At 62.3% G+C, this 18,629-nt stretch carries 13 protein-coding genes; 10 read left to right on the top strand and 3 right to left on the bottom strand.

Going from position 1 to position 18,629, the window contains the following annotated elements:
* Positions 1–125: 125 nt before the first annotated feature.
* The 3 genes from QF010_RS18850 to gspG form a co-directional block, all read right to left on the bottom strand.
* Positions 126–773 carry a hypothetical protein gene (locus QF010_RS18850; protein ID WP_429533672.1) on the bottom strand — a complete coding sequence of 216 codons (648 nt, stop codon included), beginning with the start codon at positions 771–773 and terminating at the stop codon, positions 126–128.
* A 151-nt stretch (positions 774–924) separates the two neighbouring features.
* Entirely contained in the window at positions 925–2,112 is a 1,188-nt protein-coding gene (locus QF010_RS18855) for a type II secretion system F family protein (RefSeq protein ID WP_429533673.1), read from the bottom strand.
* A gap of 12 nt (positions 2,113–2,124) precedes the next feature.
* Entirely contained in the window at positions 2,125–2,559 is a 435-nt protein-coding gene (gene gspG / locus QF010_RS18860) for a type II secretion system major pseudopilin GspG (protein WP_033058866.1), read from the bottom strand.
* A 195-nt stretch (positions 2,560–2,754) separates the two neighbouring features.
* Here gspG and QF010_RS18865 point away from each other — a divergent pair, with 195 nt between their 5' ends.
* From QF010_RS18865 to QF010_RS18910, 10 genes are all read left to right on the top strand, one after another.
* A complete protein-coding gene (locus tag QF010_RS18865; RefSeq protein ID WP_033058864.1) occupies positions 2,755–3,363 on the top strand; it encodes a lytic transglycosylase domain-containing protein in 609 nt (202 codons plus the stop codon).
* A gap of 206 nt (positions 3,364–3,569) precedes the next feature.
* The gene (gene mnxG, locus QF010_RS18870) at positions 3,570–9,395 is read left to right on the top strand and encodes a manganese-oxidizing multicopper oxidase MnxG (protein ID WP_429533674.1); all 5,826 of its coding nucleotides are present in this window, start codon (positions 3,570–3,572) and stop codon (positions 9,393–9,395) included.
* Between the two features lie 127 nt (positions 9,396–9,522).
* Positions 9,523–11,475, top strand: a complete 1,953-nt coding sequence (locus QF010_RS18875) for a YncE family protein (RefSeq protein WP_429533675.1) — start codon at positions 9,523–9,525, stop codon at positions 11,473–11,475.
* Positions 11,476–11,489: 14 nt separating this feature from the next.
* Positions 11,490–12,146, top strand: a complete 657-nt coding sequence (locus QF010_RS18880) for an SCO family protein (RefSeq protein ID WP_033058857.1) — start codon at positions 11,490–11,492, stop codon at positions 12,144–12,146.
* Complete coding sequence (locus tag QF010_RS18885; protein WP_429509254.1) at positions 12,143–12,769, top strand: SCO family protein; 627 nt, start codon at positions 12,143–12,145, stop codon at positions 12,767–12,769. Before QF010_RS18880 ends, QF010_RS18885 begins: the two co-directional genes overlap by 4 nt.
* 9 nt (positions 12,770–12,778) lie before the next feature.
* A complete protein-coding gene (locus QF010_RS18890; RefSeq protein WP_033058854.1) occupies positions 12,779–14,329 on the top strand; it encodes a cytochrome c/ABC transporter substrate-binding protein in 1,551 nt (516 codons plus the stop codon).
* Between the two features lie 15 nt (positions 14,330–14,344).
* Entirely contained in the window at positions 14,345–15,298 is a 954-nt protein-coding gene (locus tag QF010_RS18895) for a peptidylprolyl isomerase (RefSeq protein WP_033058852.1), read from the top strand.
* Positions 15,299–15,519: 221 nt separating this feature from the next.
* Positions 15,520–16,053, top strand: coding sequence for a response regulator (locus QF010_RS18900; RefSeq protein ID WP_033058851.1), 534 nt, complete (start codon positions 15,520–15,522; stop codon positions 16,051–16,053).
* A gap of 84 nt (positions 16,054–16,137) precedes the next feature.
* The gene (locus QF010_RS18905) at positions 16,138–17,844 is read left to right on the top strand and encodes a GspE/PulE family protein (RefSeq protein WP_429509255.1); all 1,707 of its coding nucleotides are present in this window, start codon (positions 16,138–16,140) and stop codon (positions 17,842–17,844) included.
* Positions 17,825–18,628: a hypothetical protein gene (locus tag QF010_RS18910; protein WP_033058847.1), complete on the top strand. Its 804-nt coding sequence runs from the start codon at positions 17,825–17,827 to the stop codon at positions 18,626–18,628. The genes QF010_RS18905 and QF010_RS18910 overlap by 20 nt, the downstream gene beginning before the upstream one ends.
* Position 18,629 lies beyond the last annotated feature (1 nt).

Below are 18,629 nucleotides of genomic sequence, written 5' to 3' on the forward strand. Positions count from 1 at the left end.
TCTGTCGGGTGGCATTCGCCCTGATGAAAAATCAGAGCGAATACTTGTCAGCCTGAGAATTCAGGGTTGCGGGGCAACATAGAATCTCCCACAGGGGGGTAGTGTTGTTTGGGCATCAGTGGATGTCAGGACCTTTTGTCATCGCCTGGCTCGCCACCCACATGCACACCATGGTCGTCACCCGGTTCACCGCCGACATGTACGCCGTGGTCGTCACCGATTTCACCCGCGCGATGCACGCCGTGATCGTCGCCGATTTCACCGGTGTGATGAACCCCGCGATTGTGGCCCACTTCACCGGCGCGATGCACACCGTGATCGTCGCCGATTTCACCAGCGCGATGAACCCCGCGATTGTGGCCCACTTCGCCCGCTTGATGAACGCCATGATCGTCACCCGGTTCGGCATGAGTGCCGCTACGCCCGGAGGAGGCTGTATTCCCTGAGTGTCCCGAGCCATGGTCGCTGCCGGCGTGACCGCTGCCACTGTTGCCACCACTGCCGCTTCCACCGTGACTGCCGCCATTGCCATTGCCACCGCCACCGCTTCCACCACTGCCGCCGCCACCGCCAGAGCCGCCCCCGCCACCACCAGAGCCTCCACCGCCAGAGCCACCACCGCCCCCGCCACCAGAGCCGCCACCACCTCCGCCACTCCCGCCGTCCTTGGCCTGTGCGCTCGATACACCGGACAGGCTGTCCGGAATCAATACGGTAGACGCCGACAGAACTGCGCCAATCGCTACTGCCAGTAAAAGCTTGTTGATGTGCATGTCGTTCTCCGTCTTCTTGATTCGGGTTGGAACGTTGATGAACAATGCAACGTGCTGCTTGATTCAATGGGTAAACACCGCAGCGCGCTGATTAATTCAGTGGCAACGTGGATGAACGATGAACGGTACAACTCGACCCCGCTCCAGAGGGTCAGTGAATACTCGAGGCCAGCTCGAAAATCGGGATGTACATCAGGATCACGATCACCCCGATCAGCAGACCGATGAAGGTCATGAGCAAGGGCTCGAACAGCCGCACGAACCATTCGATCCAGCGGCTGATTTCTTCGTCGTAGAAGTCGGCGCTACGCTCCATCATTTGCCCCAGGTTGCCGGACTGCTCACCGGCACGCAGCAAGCGCAGGGACACGGGGGTCACCAGATGATTGAGTTCCAGGGCGGTCGACAGTGACTGGCCCTCGCGCACCCGTTCACTGGCCTGGTCCAGGCGCGCGCGGGAGGCGACGGTGAGCAGGCCGCGAACCATGCCCATGGCGGTGACGAGGGGAATGCCGCCTTGCAGCAGAATTCCCAGCGAGCGATAGAAGCGCGCCAGTTCGTACATGAAAATGCGTTGATGGACCGCCGGGAGTTTTTCAATCACACGGTCCAGGCCTCGACGAAAGGCCGGTTGGCGCTGGAGCAAGGTGAGGGCGACGATGATCGCCAGCAATGCGCCGAAGAATTCGCCCTGATGGGCGTGCAGAAACATCCCGCTGCTCATCAGGATCTGCGACAGCCACGGCAGGTTCGATCCCAGCCCTTCGAACACCAGGCTGAAACGCGGCACCACGTAGCCCATCAGAAACAACACCACGCCACCGCCCACCACCAGCAACAGCAGGGGGTAGATCGAAGCGCTGACGATTTTTTGCCGAACCTCGTCCATGCGCTGGCGATAGCTGACATAGCGGCCCAGGGCATCGCCCACGGCGCCGGTCTTCTCGCTGGACTGAACCAGCGCTACGTAGAGCGGAGGGAAAACCGCCGACAACTGGGCCAGCGCCTGGGAGAACGATTTGCCTTCATAAAGCAGGCGCACCAGTTCGCTCAAGGTCTTGCGGGCCTGGGGCGCGTTCTCTTTTTCCGCGAGGCTTTCCAGCGCATCGATCAGCGGCAGGCCCGCATTGAGCAACGTCGTCAGTTCCTGGCTGAACAGCACCAGGTTGAAGGACTCGCGCTGTCGAACCCGCAGCGCACGCCAGTGACGTTCGGCGTACAGGCTGATCACCCGATAGCCCTGGTCTTCGACGATGCGCCGGGCTTCGCTGTGGCCCAGCGCCTCGACAGTCATCGAGACGACGCCGGCCTTGCCAACGGCTTTGAGATGAAAACGCATGATCGCCTCCCGTCATTGCCAGCTGGTGACTTCGGCGTTTTCGCCTTCGCCGCCGGGTTGACCGTCCTTGCCCATGGACAACAAGTCGTATTCGCCGTTTTCGCCGGGGCAGCGATAGGTGTAGTTACGGCCCCACGGGTCCTGCGGGAGTTTTTTCTGCAAGTAAGGACCGGTCCATTTGGTTTCATCGCTGGGCGCGGTGACCAGCGCCTGCAAACCCTGTTCGGTCGACGGGTAATGACCGACCTCCAGACGGTACAAGTCCAGTGCTTTGCCCAGGCCTTCTATTTGCGCCTTGGCCACCTTCACTTCGGAGCGGCCCAGTTGGGCGAAATACTTCGGCGCGACGATGCCAGCCAACAGCCCCAGCACCACCAACACCACCAACAGTTCGAGCAGGGTGAACCCGCGTTGAACACGCGGGGCGGATCGCAAACGCTGATTCATGATGACCTCACACAGTCGGCAGAAGGGTCGCCGTGAAGGCTTATGCAATTGCCATGCACATGCCCGGACACTCTTCTGCAACCCCTGAATTACCGGCCTTTGCGCATCCGGCGCAGGGCTTGCATATGGCTGGTTTACTACCGGCCATTGGGGCAATAGCCCCGTTTTTCGGGGCCGGGCAGGGGAGGCAGAAAAATGAAAACACTCACCACAGGACTGCTCGGTCTGCTGGTGCTGACCGGCGTCGTACAGGCCGATGTGTTCGTTTCCGTGGACGCCAAGGGCAGCTACGTTCTGTCCAATGTCCACCGTCCCGGCCGCACCTATGAACGGGTGATTCACGAGCCAGAACCCACCCGGGTCAGCATGGATCAACAACCCCAGATGATTGCCCGGCAGCCCTATGCCGAGCTGGTTTCGGCGGCTGCCACGGCCAATGAATTGCCGGCAGCGCTGTTGCATGCGGTGATCCAGGCCGAGTCCGCGTATGACTCCCGTGCGCGGTCACCCAAAGGCGCGGGCGGGTTGATGCAATTGATGCCTGGCACCGCCCGGGATTTGGGGGTGAAGAATGTCTACGACCCGAAAGCCAACATTCAGGGTGGCGCCAAGTACCTGAAGCACCTGATGACCCTGTTCGATAACGACATCAGCCTCGCCGTGGCGGCCTACAACGCCGGGCCGCAAGCGGTGCTCAGCCGTGGCGGGGTGATCCCGCCGTTCGCCGAAACCCAGCGTTACGTGCCCAGTGTCTTGCGCCAATACCGACGCTTGCAGGGCCTGGCCGCGGATGCGCCGTTGTGATTGGCGACAGTGGGGCACGTTCCCCAATAGTGGGGAATGATGGCCCCGACCGGAAAGTGGGGGAAATGGGTGGGGAATATCCCCCTAGTTGTTAAGTCGTTTATCTAACTGTTTGAAAAACAACAAAATTATTTGTGGCATGCGGATTGCTCAAGGGGATTTGTCGAGACTTATTCCTAATGAGTACCCCAGCGAGGCCCGTGATCATGACCGGCATACCCCACGCTCCGTCCTTGTTAAATCTGCTGCTGTTGGTGGCATCGATGCTGGGCATCGAACTGGCTGAGGCAGCCGTGCGCTGCGAGCGCAATCTGGTGGCCAACGTCGTGGCGCTGGATCAGCCGCTGATGTTCAACCGCCTCGGCGCGCAGAACGCCAACGGCATGATGTTCGCCCTGCGCCGCGATGTGGTCGATGACCACCAGATGTCCCTGGCCCAGGGCGGTGCGGCGGTGCCGGGCAAAGTCTCGCTGCGGCCCGACAAGCGTCCGCGTCCACTGGTACTGCGCGTCGCTGCCGGTGACTGCCTGACCATCAACCTGCAGAACCTGCTCGCCTACCAGGCCAACCCCGGCAGTCATGAAAACGGGGAGGAGGGTGAGATTGAGGGCGAAGTCGCCATCGGCAACGAAGAAAACTTCAAAGTCGATGAGCAAGTCACCGACCGTCACGTCGGCTTCCAGGTCAATGGCATGCAAGCGGTCAACAGCATCGACGACATTGCGTCCTATACCGGGCGCAACGCCAATACCCTGATTGCCCCCGGCGCCACCCGTTCCTACACCTTGTACGCCGAGCGCGAAGGGGCGTTTGCCGCCAGCAGCCGTGGCGCGACCTTCGGCGGAGAAGGGGATGCGGGCAACGTGGCCAACGGACTGTTCGGCCAAGTGGTAGTGGTGCCCAAGGGCGGCCGCACCTATCGCAACACCGTGACCGAAGAAGAGATGCGCCTGGCCAGCGTCGGCCGCACCCCGGCCGGTCAACCGATTGTCGATTACCAGGCGCGCTACCCGCAGCGCGAGCCGTGGATACGTGAAGGCAAGGCCGGCACGCCGATCATCAACATGGTCGACGGCAATGAAATCATTTCCAGCGAGAGCGACGCGATCGTGATGGGCAGTAACGCCGACGGCAGCTTCCCGCCCTCGACCTATCCGCTGGAAGCCATCGGCAAACGCAACCCGGCGATCCCGAATCGTCTGGAACCGTTCCGCGATTTCGCCTCGCAGTTCCAGGATGAAACCGCCGCGACCCAGGCGTTCCCCGCTTACTGGGCGGACCCGGTGATGGCCCATGTGCTGGAGCCGACCCGCGATTCGTTCATGATCAACTATGGCTCCGGTGGCATGGGCGCCGAAGTGGTCGCCAACCGTTTGGGCGTCGGGCCGATGCACGATTGCCTGTCCTGCGCCTATGAGGAATTTTTCCTCAGCTCGCACACCGTCGGCGACGTGGCGATGCTGGTTGACGTGCCGGCCAACGCCGGCCTGGAAAACATTCGTCCCGGTGAAACGCCGAGCGCCGATCAGATCGGGGTCAAGGCGACCATGGCGCTGTACCCGTCCGAGCCGTCCAACGTCAACCACAGCTACATCGGCGACTTCATCAAATTCCGCAACACCCACAACGGTCACGAGCAGCACATTTTCCACCTGCACGGGCACCAGTGGTTGTTCAACCCCAATGACGACAACTCCGACTATATGGACGCCCAAGGCATCGGTCCGGGCGCCGGTTACACCTACGAAATCGCCAACGGTGGTTCGGGCAACCGCAACCGGGTCGCGGGCGATGCGATCTATCACTGCCATTTCTATCCGCACTTTGCCCAAGGCATGTGGAGCATGTGGCGGGTGCATGACGTATTCGAAGAGGGCACCAAACTCGAGGTGTCCCAACAGGGCGCCGACGGTTATCACAGCGAACCTTATGCACTGCGCAGCGGTAAACCGGCCGCTGGCGCCCGGGCCTTGCCCGATGGCGAGATCGTTGCCGGTACACCGATTCCAGCCGTTGTGCCGCTGCCAGGCAAAGCCATGCCGCCGATGCCGGGCAAAGTCGCGGTCGTGCCGAAAATCGGCGAAACCCTGGTGGCCGGTGGTGATGACGACGATGACGAGGAGGATGACGACGAAGAACAACTCAGCGGCAACGGCGGCGCTAAGGCCATTGGTTCCCTGGCCCTGGTGGATCGCAGTGCAGCCAACCGCAATGCCGACGGCAGCCTGAAAAACCCAGGCTATCCGTTCTGGATCGGCGGCATGGAAAGCTCGGTCGGCCAACGCCCACCGACCCCACCGCTGGACATGCTCGACGCTGCCAAGGCACAGGCCTTGAAAACCAGCGGCAACGCTTTGTGGGCCAATCTCGACCCGGCTCAGTCCGGTGGCTGGGACGGCGGCCTGGGGCGCCATTCTCTGGACGGTTTCTCCTCCGGTGGCCAGGCGCACACCATTACCACGTCCCTGGATTTCTCCAAGGAAGTGACGCGCGCCAAACCGATTTACATGCCGGAAGAGGGCACCGAAGTCGAACAGGCGGCCATGGCGTTCCACGCCAAAAAAGACCACCCAAGCTTCGCCGTGCTGCCCGGTAATCAAATCGTGGCGCGCAACTTCCGCACCAACGGCGCCTTGCCGATCGCGGGCGCACCGTATTACGAACCGTGCATGGATGACCGGCAAAAACGCCTGACCAGCAGCGCCGGCACCGGTGAGTTCAACAGCGGTGAACGGATTGACGGCCTGTCCTTCAGCGGTTCCTCGACGTTCACCGCCGACCGTCCACGGGTCTATAAAGCTGCGAATATTCAGTTCGATGCGGTCTACAACAAGGTCGGTTATCACTTCCCGCAAGCGCGCATTCTCGCGCTGTGGGAAGACGCCTGGCCGGTGATTACCAAGCAGCGTCCGCCAGAGCCTTTGGTGATGCGCATGAACACTTTCGATTGCGTGCAGTACCAGCAAACCAACCTGGTGCCGGCCACTTATGAAATGGACGACTATCAGGTGCGCACGCCGACCGACGTCATCGGCCAGCACATTCACCTGCCGAAATGGGACCTGACGGCCGCCGACGGCTCGGCCAATGGCTGGAACTACGAAGACGGCGTGCTTTCCCCCGGTGCCGTGCAAGAACGCATCCACGCCATTCGCGAGTTCAACCAGTGCCAAGGCACCGATCCGCGTGACGGCACGCCGGCCTGCCCGAAAGCCAAGGCTCACCCGTTCTTCGGCCAATACGGCCGGGCCGACTGGGTCGGCGCGCGCACCGCGATGCAGCGCTGGTTTGCCGATCCGGTGGTGAACGCCAAAGGTGTCGACCGTGGCCTGGGAACCATTTTCACCCACGACCACCTCGGCCCATCGACTCACCAACAGATCGGTCTGTACGCCACCGTGTTGGCAGAACCGGCCGGTTCGACCTGGTTCCACGCCGAAACCGGCGAGCCGTTGTACAGCGGCGCGCGGCAGGACGGCGGGCCAACCTCGTGGCAAGCGGTGGTGTCCACCGGTGACCTGGACGGCGACGGCAAGAACGACAGCTTCCGTGAGTTCTTCCTCGAATACAGCGACTTCCAGCACGCCTATGAAGCCGGTGTGTACGTCGGCGCTGGCCCTAACGGCGTGCCGAATGCTCAAGCCTTCCCGGCCACCGCTGACAGCTTCCGCTACGCAATCAACCCGCCGGTGCGCAAAGAAGCCGAGACCTTGCTTGAACAGGTGGTCGAAGCCCGCGGTGGACTGATGCCCGGTTGCCCAAGCCGGCCATGCCCACAAGCCATCTCGGTCGATGACCCTGGCATGTTCGTGGTCAATTACCGCAACGAACCGCTGGCCCTGCGGGTGTACGACCCGAACAAGGTCGGCCCGGACGGCAAGCGCGGCATGCAGGCCGACGGCCTCGGTGGCGACCTGGCGTACGCCATGCAAAGCCGTACCGACCGCGCCATCCCGGCGATGAACCTGGCGCCGAACCTGGTGACTGCAGCCACCGGACCAACCGGCGGCACCACGCTGTTTCCGCCACACATCAACCGTGGCGGCGCCGAACCGGGTGACCCGTTTACGCCGATGCTGCGTACCTACACCGGTGACAACGTGCGGCTGCGGGTGCATGCCGGTGGTCATGAAGAAGAGCACAACGTGACCCTGCACGGCGTGAAGTGGCTGCAGAGCGGTTCCGGTTTCGGCAACAGCTCCAACTCCGGCTGGCGCTCGTCGCAGATGATCGGGATCTCCGAGCAGATGGGCTTCAATGCACCGGTGTCGATGATCTCCAGCGCGGCCGCGACCACCGGGGATTACCTGTACTCGATGGACGCCTCCCTGGAAGGTTACTGGAGCGGGATCTGGGGCGTGATGCGCAACTACACGGCCCAACGCAGCGATCTGTTCGCGCTGCCGAACAACGCGAAACCGGCCGGTATGCGCAACACCGTGGCGTTCGATGGCATCTGCCCACGGATCGGCGCCAACCCCAATGGCATCGGCACCCGGCCGACACCGCAACGTAATTATGAAGTGGTCGCGGCACTGGCCAACGACATCCTTCGCAATCCGTTGAATCTGTCGATGGCTGATCCAGCCGGCATCGGGCAACACGTCGGCGGGGCGTTGAATCCGGCGGGCGGAACCCTGGTGTACAACTCGCGGGCAGTGAACATTCCTCAGGTGACGGTGAACGATCCTGAGGATGGGACGACCTTCACCATCGGCGGGCAAAGTGGCCCGTTGCATGACCCGACGGCGATTCTTTATGTGCGCAAGGGCGATCTCGATCCGATCACCGGCAAGCTTAAACCCGGTGTGCCAGTCGAACCGCTGGTGCTGCGTGCGGCCGCCGGCGATTGCATCAACATCACGCTGGAAAACCGTCTGCCCATGGTGATGCCGGATCTGACTCAGACGGCTACGGTGATGGGTATGGTCAAGCGTGACCGCAATGATGGCGAGGGCTCGACCACCTTCAGCAACAACCTGTTGCGGCCATCCAGCACAGTGGGCCTGCACGCACAACTGCTGGCGTACGACATCACCAAATCCGACGGGACTAACGTCGGCACCAACCCGATCCAGACCGTGCCGCCGCGTGTCGGCTCTGTCGGCGCGTACCCGACGCGTACCTATCAGTACTACGCCGGGCACCTGGAGCGTGAAGGCAAACCGGTCACGCAATTGGGCCGCAGTGTCGACAACATCAACGCCACGGCAGTGGAGTTTGGCGGGTTGAATTTCACCCCGGCGGACGTCATCAAACAGCCGCAGAAAGGCCTGGGCGGGGCGATGAGCATCCTGCCGGTCGGCGCGACCTGGGTTGACGATGCACGCAAAGTCTCGGCGACGGTCACCGCACCGGGGCAGACCACCTACCGCGATTTTGCGATGGTCTGGCAGAAAGCGTTGAACATGCGCTGGGCCAATGGTCGTCCAGTGGAAGGTATTGCCTCGGAGGCCGGTGTACCGACCGATCCGCAGGACAACTCGAGCATGGCCATCAACTACAAGACCGAACCCATGTGGTTCCGCTTCGGCCTGCCACCGGATGCGCCGTTCGGGCACGCCGACGGTCATGGTTACGGCGACGTGCCTAACGCACACATGGCCTTCAGCAATGCGCTGGTGGGAGGCGATCCGCAGACGCCAGTGCTCTATGTGAAACCGGGGCAACCGTTCCGCACCCACATCATGATGCCCACCGGTGGCAGCCGTGGCACGACCTTCCAACTCGATGGTCACGTCTGGTCGCTCAACCCGTTCCAGTCGGAGAAGAGCGATACCGGTGGCTATCCAATGGCTACCCCAGGGGTGGGTTCGGTGCGGTTCGGTTTCAACCCGATGTCGATGTACATCGGCGCCCACGAAAGCATCTTGCCAGCGGCGCACTTCAGCTTCATGCACCCGAGCGCCGGGGGCAGCAACGCGATACCGGGCGACTACCTGTTCCGTGACTACGGCGCCTACGGCAACACTGCCGGGCTTTGGGGATTGCTGCGGGTGACCAACGAACCTGAACCGGCTCCGGCACCGTAGGTGTAGGAGCGAAGCTTGCTCGCGAAGGGTTCACCTCGGTTTTGGTGGGGTAGCGGATGACGCCTTCGCGGGCAAGCCTCGCTCCTACAAGGGAAAGGCAGACACAGATCTGAAGGGGAGAAGCAGTATGAACAGGACCATCAAAATCGCCGGATGTGCGCTCGTTTTAGGGATGGGGCTGATCTGGCTGGGCGTGTGGCGCACGGCGCACCCGGTCATGCTGAGCGAGGTCGCGCTGCCGGACACCTGGAGCGGCAAGACGCTTGAGCGCGACGGGGTGTCGGTGGCGCTCGAGGTGCGGCCGCTGGCGCAGGACGGCGTGCTGCGCGAGGGTGGATTCGCCGACGTGCGCTTTCGGGTCGCTGACAGCGCTTCGGGCCAACCACTGTCGGGTGTCGCACCCGGTGCCTGGCTCGATCCGGAAACCGTCGCCGCCGACCAGGCCCAGGGTCGCGAACACAGCTGCAAATCCCGGGTCGGGGTGTTTCTGAAATCGAGCATCGGCGCACGGCCGATGCTCGATCTGAACAGCTACTTCCTGCTGGTGATGAACCGCGATGCCAGCGTTTCGGTGGTCGATCCGTCGGTGTCGGTGGGCGGGATCACCAGCACGATGGCGCGGATCGATATCAAGCAGCCGCCGATGGATTGGGTCACGCCCAGAGACAACAAGCGGGCGTTCGTCTCGATGCCAACCGCCGATGAGATTGCGGTGATCGACAGCGAGCAATTCAAGTTGATCGACTCGGTGGCTGCCGGCAGCCACCCGGTACGGTTGGCATTACAACCGGATGAGCGTTTGCTGTGGGTCGGCAACAACGCTAAGTCGGCCGAGGCGTCCGGGGTGACGGTGATCGACACGCGCAGCCTCAAGACCCTCAAGCACCTGGCCACCGGTGCCGGGCATCACGAAATCGCCTTCAGCAAGGACAGTCGGTTTGCCTTCGTCACCAATCGCGATGACGGGACGGTGAGCCTCATCGACATCGCCAGCCTGACCATCAGCAAGCAACTCAAGACCGGCTCGCACCCGTTGTCCGTGGCGTACTCGCCGCTGTCCCAGGCGGTGTATGTCGCCGATGGCAAGGACGGCACGGTGACCGTGGTCGACACCGCCAGCCTCACGGTACGGCGGGTGATCAAGATGAAACAGGGCCTGGGCCCGATGGGTTTCAGCGCGGACGGTCGTTTCGGCATCGTGCTCAACACCCTGGAGAACCAGGCCTCGGTAATCGACGCGGCCACCGACTCGTTGATCCATGAACTGGACGTGTCCGCCGAACCTTATCAAGTGGTGTTCACCAAGGCCTACGCCTACATTCGCGGACTGGCCTCGGCCAAGGTCACGATGATCAATCTGTCGTCCTTGGGTGAAGGCCGCACGCCCATCAGCCAGGGCTTCGAAGCCGGGCCTCAGGCGCCACGGCTGGCCGGTGACCTGCCGCTGGCATCGAGCCTGGCGGTGTCTCGGGATGACAACGCGGTGTTTGTGGTCAACCCGGTGGACAACACCACTTATTTCTACGCCGAAGGCATGAACGCGCCGATGTCCGGCTACCCCAATCGCGGGCAAGTGGCGCGGGCGGCGATGGTCATCGACCGTAGCCTGCGCGAAGTCGAGCCGGGGCTGTACAGCGCCCGGATCAAACTGCCCGCCGCCGGCCGCTACGACGTGGCCTTCCTGCTGAACCAGCCGAACATCATCCATTGCTTCACGGCTTTGGTTGAGCCGGATAAAACCCTCGCCCGGCACCCGGGGGTGCCGAAGGTGGAATTCATGCTCGGCACGTCCACGGCCGCCCTCGGCAGTCCTTACGTGGTGCGTTTTCGCATCGTTCAGGGCCAGCAGAAGGCACAGCGCAGCGGGGTCAAGGACGTTCAGGTGCGCTATTTCCGGGCCCCGACGTCCCGGGTCCAGCAAGTCGCCGCGCAGGAAGTGGGCGACGGTGTTTATGAAGCCCCGGTGACCCTCGATCAGAACGGCGCCTGGTACCTGCACGTACGCGCGGCGTCGCTGGGCGCGAGTTTCGATGACAAGACGTTTGCCAGCGTTCGGGTCCTGCCCGGCGATGCCCACTAGAAAGGAGTTTCGACATGAACCGATTCGCACACCGTGGACTGCTGATGTTCTGTCTGCTGGCCGCCGGTATCGGCCAGGCCCTGGCCCACTCGGCGGATGAACACGCCGGTCACGAAATGCCAGCCCAAAGCACCCGTTCGGAAAGCGCCCAGGTCAAGTTCGCCGACGTGATGCTGGTGGACCAGAACGGCAAACCGGTGCGCCTGGAAAAGGACCTGGTGACCAACAAGATTGTGGTCATGAGCTTCATCTACACCAGCTGCACCACGGTGTGCCCGGTGGTGTCGTCGATCATGGGCAAGGTGCAAAAACAGCTGGGTGCCCGGGTCGGCGGCGAAGTGCAACTGGTGTCGATCAGCATCGACCCGCAGCGCGATGACGCCAAACGCCTGAACGACTACGCCCGCAGCTTTCAGAAAGGCCCGGGCTGGAGCTGGCTGACCGGCAGCTCGCAGTCGATCGACGAAACCCTCAAGGGACTGGGCACCTTCAGCGGCGACTTCAAAAGTCATCAGCCATTGATTCTGGTGGGGGATGGCAACAGCCGCCACTGGACCCGCTACTACGGCTTCACCGACCCGACGGTGCTGGCCCGTGAAGTGGAGAAACTCAGCGGCCAGCGCAACATCCACGCCAAGCACACGGTCATCGCGATGGAGCAGCAGCCATGAGAGCCGTCGACTGGATCTCCCTGACGGTTTGCTTTTGCCTGTTCAGTTCGCTGGCGTCCGCGCATGAAGGGCACGAAGAGCCGGCATCGGCGGTGGCCGCTGTTGCCGCACCGCCAGCTAGTGGCACCCGCGATGCAAAAACCTGGTTCACCGACACGCCGTTGCAGGACCAGAACGGCGAGACCCTGCGGTTCTACAGTGACGCGCTGCAGAACCGCGTGGTGCTGCTCAATGTGATTTTCACGCGTTGCAACGATGCCTGCCCGCTGATCACCCGCAAGCTCAAGGAAGTGCGTGAGTTGCTGGGCGACAAGGCGGACGGCATCACGTTTATCTCCCTTACCAGTGATCCGCTGCGCGACACGCCAGCGGTACTCAAGGCTTACACCTTGAAGCAGGGCGTCGATGGCCCCCACTGGCTTTTTCTTACTGGCGACAAGGCACAGATGGACCTTGTATTGGGGCGCATCGGCCAGATCGTACCGACCCCCGAACAGCATTCGACACAGCTGATCGTGGGTGACGTGGCCAACAAACGCTGGAGCAAAATCCGTCCCGATGCCCCGGCCGCCGCCATTGCCCAGCGCTTGCAGTTGCTGACAATGCCCGTGGCCGGTCGTTGAGCCCGCGCGATGAGAACTTCACTCGCTCTCGGCCTGCTACTGCTCGGCGGCCTGCATTTTGCCGCTGATGCGTTGCCGCTGAGCCCTGACGAAAGCGCCGGCAAACGGCTGTATCGCGAGGGTGTGTCGGCGAGTGGCGAGCCGATCATGGCGCGGGTCGGGGCGGCGGACATAGTGTTGCCCGCCACCAGCCTGCCGTGTGCCAACTGCCACGGCGCCGATGGCCTCGGGCGGCCCGAAGGCGGGGTGCGACCGCCGGATCTGCGCTGGTCGCGGCTCACCAGCACCTACGGCCAGCAGCACATCAATGGCCGTGCGTACCCGGCGTATACCGAAGGCACGTTGGCGAGGGCCATCCAGGAAGGACGTGATCCGGGCAACAACCGGCTCGACCCGGCGATGCCGCGCTTCGTCCTGTCGATGAATGATCAGCGCAACCTCACGGCCTACCTCAAGCGCGTGACCGATGACCGCGACCCCGGCCTGACCCCCGACAGTCTGCACCTGGGCACCTTGTTGCCTAGCCAGGGACCGTTGAGCGAGGAGGGCGCCACGGTGGCGGCGGTGCTCCAGGGCAGCGTGGCGCGAATCAACGAAGCGGGCGGGATTCATGGCCGGAAGTTGCGCCTGACCATCCTCGATCCGGGCCCGGACCGCGCCAGTGCCGAGCAGGCGCTGGATCAATTGATCGATCAGGAGCAAGTGTTCGCCCTGATCGCGCCGCTGGCACCGGCACTGGACTCGGACCTGGCCGCGCGCCTGGAACGGGCCGGCGTTCCACTGATCGGACCGTTGTCATTGCTGGGCACGGCGCAGGCCAGTCGGCAGATTTTCGAACCGCTGCCGGGGTTGCGCGAGCAACTGATCGCCCTGGCCGATTACGCCATCGCTAATTTACGGGTGCTCCAGGGACCGACGCTGATCACTTACCCGGATGAACCCAGTCAGCGGTTGGCGGCGCAGAGCCTCGGCCAGTACTTGCAGGACCACGACTGGCAAAAAGTCAGTCTGAAAGTCTACGACTCGGCGCAAGACGAATTGCCACTGGGCTCGCGGTCGGTGTTTTACCTGGGCAGCGGCGGCGGTTTCAGTCGCCTCGCCGAGCGTTTGCAGGCAGCGGGACAAGTGCCTTATCTGTTCGCTGCGTCGAACCAGGTGGCGGGTGATCTGTTGCAGGTGCCCAGTGAATTTTCCCGGCGGGTGTTTCTGGCTTATCCGTTCGTGCCCAGTGACTGGACGCTGGCCGGACGCCTGGCGCTGACCCAACTGCGCCAACGCCAAGGGCTCGGCGGTCAGCATGCGATGCTGCAAGTCGGCGCGTTCAGTTCGATGTTGCTGCTCAGCGAAGGCATGAAACAGGCCGGGCGCGACGCCAGCCGCGAGAAACTCATCAGTGCGCTGGAAGGCCTGCATGACTTCGATACCGGGCTGACCCCGCTGATCAGCTTCGGTCCGGGCCGCCGCCTCGGCTTGCGGGGCGCGCATATCGTCACCGTGGACCTGCCCGACCAGCGATTTTATCTGGTGGCGCCCTATAAACCCGTTGCCGCTACACCCTGACTGGAGGTCTCGATCATGGCGCTCAAGACTCTGTTGCTCCTGCTCACGCTGTGGGTTCCCGTGGCGTTCTGCAGCAATGGCCCGGCCGCCGCGCGGGTCAATGGCGAGGTAATTTCCGCGTTTCGCCTGGAGCGTTATTTCGCCGAATACCTGGAGGATCAGGGCCGGGCGGTGGGCAACATCCGCAACCCCAAGGCCTACAAACAATTACGTCAGGCGGCACTGACAGCCTTGATTGACAAAGAACTGCTGTGGCAGGAAGCCGTCAAGCGCGGGGTGGTGGTCAGTGACGCGGTGGTGCAGCGCCAGGTCGATCAGACCCGGCAGGCTATGGGCGGTGCCGACGTGTTCGCCCGGCGCCTGGAAGACGCCGGTTTCGACGAAGTCGGCTACACCGAATACACCCGCCGTGAGCTCGCGGCCCAGCAAGTGTTTGCCAACCTCACGCAGGTCGCCGGGCCTGACGAAAAACAGGTCCGTGCGTTCTATGAAGAGCATCGCGCCGAGATGAGCCGGCCGGAACACATCCAGGCACGGCATATCCTGATCAAAGTGCCTCAAGGCGCGGATGCCGCCGCAGTTGAAACTGCCCGGCTACGCTTAGAGGAGATGCGTGTGAAAATCAGTGCGGGTGAGGATTTTGCCAGCGTGGCCCGGGCCGGTTCCGAAGACGCTTCCGCCAGCGAGGGCGGTGATCTGGGCTATTTTCCTCGTGGGCGGATGATGCCTGAATTCGAAGCAGCGGCTTTTGCCCTGGCACCGGGGGCTGTCAGTACACCGGTGCGAACACCGCTGGGCTGGCATTTGATCTACGTGCAGAACCACTTGGAGGCGACCGATGTCTCAGAGGTTCAAGGGCTTGAAATGGTCCGGGCTTACCTCGCCCGACAGCAACAGGCTCAGGCTCGCCTACAGGTGCTCGCGCAACTGCGATCAAACAATCGAATCGAACGGGTTGATGATGATTGAAGGTTCCCCCCCAATAGTGGGGAAATGCTTCAAGGTACATCCGAGTGCTTCCCCGCCTTTGGGGGATGGAGTTTCTGGACGAAATGGTTTTTTCATGAAAATCAAAGACGTGCAACGGTAAAAAACCGACGCTCAGCCTGGCATGAAGTGTGCGTTAGCCTCAGTGAAGGCGCGTACTCCCAGGGCTGGAACATCGGACCTGCGGCTTCAAGGAGTCGACCTTGTTAAACAAAATACTGGTTGTCGAAGACGAACAGCTACTTGCCGAAAACCTCAAGGATTACCTTCAGGCGCAAGCGCTGGACGTCCGGATAGCTCACGACGGTGCGATGGCAATCGGCGAGGCCGAGCGTTTTTCACCCGATGTGATGGTGTTCGATTACCGCTTGCCTGACATGGAAGGCTTTGAGGTGCTCGATGCTGTCCGCCAGAACAGGAAGTGTCATTTTGTGCTGATTACCGGGCACCCAACCGCTGAAGTCTGTGAGCGGGCCCGGCAACTGGGAGTCAGCCATATCCTGTTCAAACCGTTTCCAATGGCGGAATTGGCCCGAGCAGTCTGCGACCTTCTGGGGATGGAGCGCGAACCCAAAGCAGGCATGAGCCATTCGCAAGGTTTTGTCGAACGACGCCAGAGCAGGTCCGAGAGTTTCCCGCTGCAGTTGTACGACGGCAGTTGGGTGCTGGCAGATCGTCGACGGAACACATCGACCTCCAAGGCACCAGACGACGAACAATTGCTCACCGGGGAGTAGTGGCGCGACAAGACGTTCCGGCATCTGCCGCAATGGCCTGCCGCGTCGACAGGGCTCAAAGCCCCCGGCGTTGGAGAGCATGCCATGGACCGTCTATTCCTTGCCGTCGAACCGGCGCTGTTGGACTGTGTACCGTCTCGCTTTTCCAGTGAACAACTGGCCCAGGCACGCTCCCTGGCCGCCAGTTCCGGCGAACGGGTACTGGAAGCCCTCGGGGGGTTGTGTGAACTGGCCCCCATGCCCTTCATCCAGTGCCTCGGCGCGACCCTGCATTATCCGGTGCTCGACACCGACAGCCTGTTCAAAGCCACCCCGGTGTTCGACCGGGTCACCCTGGCCCAATGCCTCAAACGCGAATTCATCCTGCTGCGTCACGACGATGCGGTCATTGGCGTGTTTGCCGACCCCTTCGATACCTCACGCCTGGCCTGGATCGACGACTGCCTGCACGGCGCGCCGCTGTACCTGGTGCATACCGACGACCTGAAAGCCTACCTGGCGCGTCATGAAGAGAGCTTCCACGCGGTGGAATCGCTCAACGCCCAGGCCGACGCCAATGTCGAAACCGATACCCTGCAAAGCCTGTCCCTGACCAGCATCAGCGAGGACGCCAGCGTCGTCGTCAAACTGGTCAACTCGACCCTCTACGACGCGCTGAAAATGCACGCCAGCGATATCCATCTGGGCACTACCGGTAGCGGCCTGGTGATCAAGTACCGGATCGATGGCGTGCTGAACAACATCAGCAAAATCCAGGGCAGCGAATTTGCCGAACAAGTGATTTCCCGGGTCAAGGTCATGGCCGAACTGGACATCGGCGAAAAACGCGTGCCCCAGGACGGTCGCTTCAAGATCGGCATCAGCGGCCGGCAGATCGACTTTCGGGTGTCGATCATGCCGAGCATTTTCGGCGAAGACGCGGTGCTGCGGGTCCTCGACAAACAGGACCTGGCGGACAAGGTCTGCGGCGTTCAGTTGCAAGCCTTGGGTTTTGAAGAAGAAACCCTGCGCCACCTGCGTCGGCTGGCGGCCGAACCTTACGGCATGGTGCTGGTGACGGGCCCCACCGGTAGCGGTAAAACCACCACGCTGTACGCGATGATCACCGAGATCAACCACGGCGTGGAAAAGATCATCACCATTGAAGACCCGGTGGAATACCAACTGCCGGGCGTGCTGCAAATCCCGGTCAACGAAAAGAAAGGCCTGACCTTCGCCCGTGGTTTGCGCTCGATCCTGCGCCATGACCCGGACAAGATCATGGTCGGTGAAATCCGCGACCCCGACACCGCGCAGATCGCCGTGCAATCGGCGCTCACCGGGCACCTGGTGTTCACCACCATTCACGCCAACAACGTGTTCGACGTGATCGGCCGGTTCACCCAGATGGAAATCGACCCTTACAGCCTCGTGTCGGCACTCAATGCGGTGCTGGCCCAGCGGCTAATCCGCCTGGTCTGCTCCAGTTGCAGCGCGCCGGCTTACCCGACCGATGAAGAATTGCGCCTCTCCGGTCTCGATCCGCAGCAGGTCGATCACTACCACTTCGTCCACGGCAAGGGCTGCGGTCATTGCCGGGGCACCGGTTACCGCGGGCGTACGGCGATTGCCGAACTGCTGCACCTCGACGACGAGCTGCGGCAAATGATCGTCGAGCGCCAACCCATTTCGAAAATCAAGGCCCTGGCGTGCAGTCGTGGCTTGCGTCTGTTGCGCGAGTCGGCACTGGAGCTGGTTGCAGAGGGGCGGACCACGCTTGAGGAGATCAATCGTGTCACTTTTATCTCGTGATCGTTTTGTCGCCGTGCTCGGCGCCAGTGGTGTCGGTCTGGGCCAGCGCCGTGGCAGTGAAACCTTGTGGCTGGGCAGCGTCGGTTTTATCGACGAAGGTTTCCATGCCTGGGCCGTGGCGCTGGAAACCCTCGACCGTCTGCTGGGCGAACACACCCGTCCCGGTGCCGAATTGAGTGTGGTGATCTCCGGCCACTTCAGCCGCTTTTGTCTGGTGCCCTGGAGCGAACAAATCAGCAGCCCGGCCGAATTGCTCGGGTTTGCCCAACTGTGTTTCGAAGACCTATATGGCGTACCGACGCAACCCTGGAGCATGGTTCTGTCGGCTGAGCCGACGGGTTATGACCGGGTCGCCACCGCGCTGCCGCAAGACTTGTTGACGCATCTGCGCACGCTGGTCACGGGGCGTGGCCTGCGCCTGCGCTCGGTGCAGCCGTACCTGATGGCGGCGTTCAATCACTTCGACAAAAGCTTCGACGCCGGCGACTTCCTGTTCGTGGTCGCCGAGCCGGTGCGCAGTGTGTTGTTGCTGGCGCGGGAAGGGCGCTGGGCGGCGGTGCGTTCGGTGGGCAGCGGCGACAGCGACATCGCGCTGACCGCGTTGATCGGTCGTGAAAGCCAATTGCAGGCGTCCACCAGCGAGCGGCCGCTGAACGTTTACCTGCACGCGCCGGCACGCATTGACTCGCGTCCTGACGTACCCGGTGTGCACCTGCGCACCCTCGAAGTAGACCGGACATCTGTACGCGATGGCTTGTACGTCATGTCCCGGGCGGTGGCCTGAC

Origin of the sequence: Pseudomonas silensiensis (assembly GCF_050434865.1) — a bacterium.
In the GTDB taxonomy this organism is placed as follows: domain Bacteria; phylum Pseudomonadota; class Gammaproteobacteria; order Pseudomonadales; family Pseudomonadaceae; genus Aquipseudomonas; species Aquipseudomonas fluorescens_W.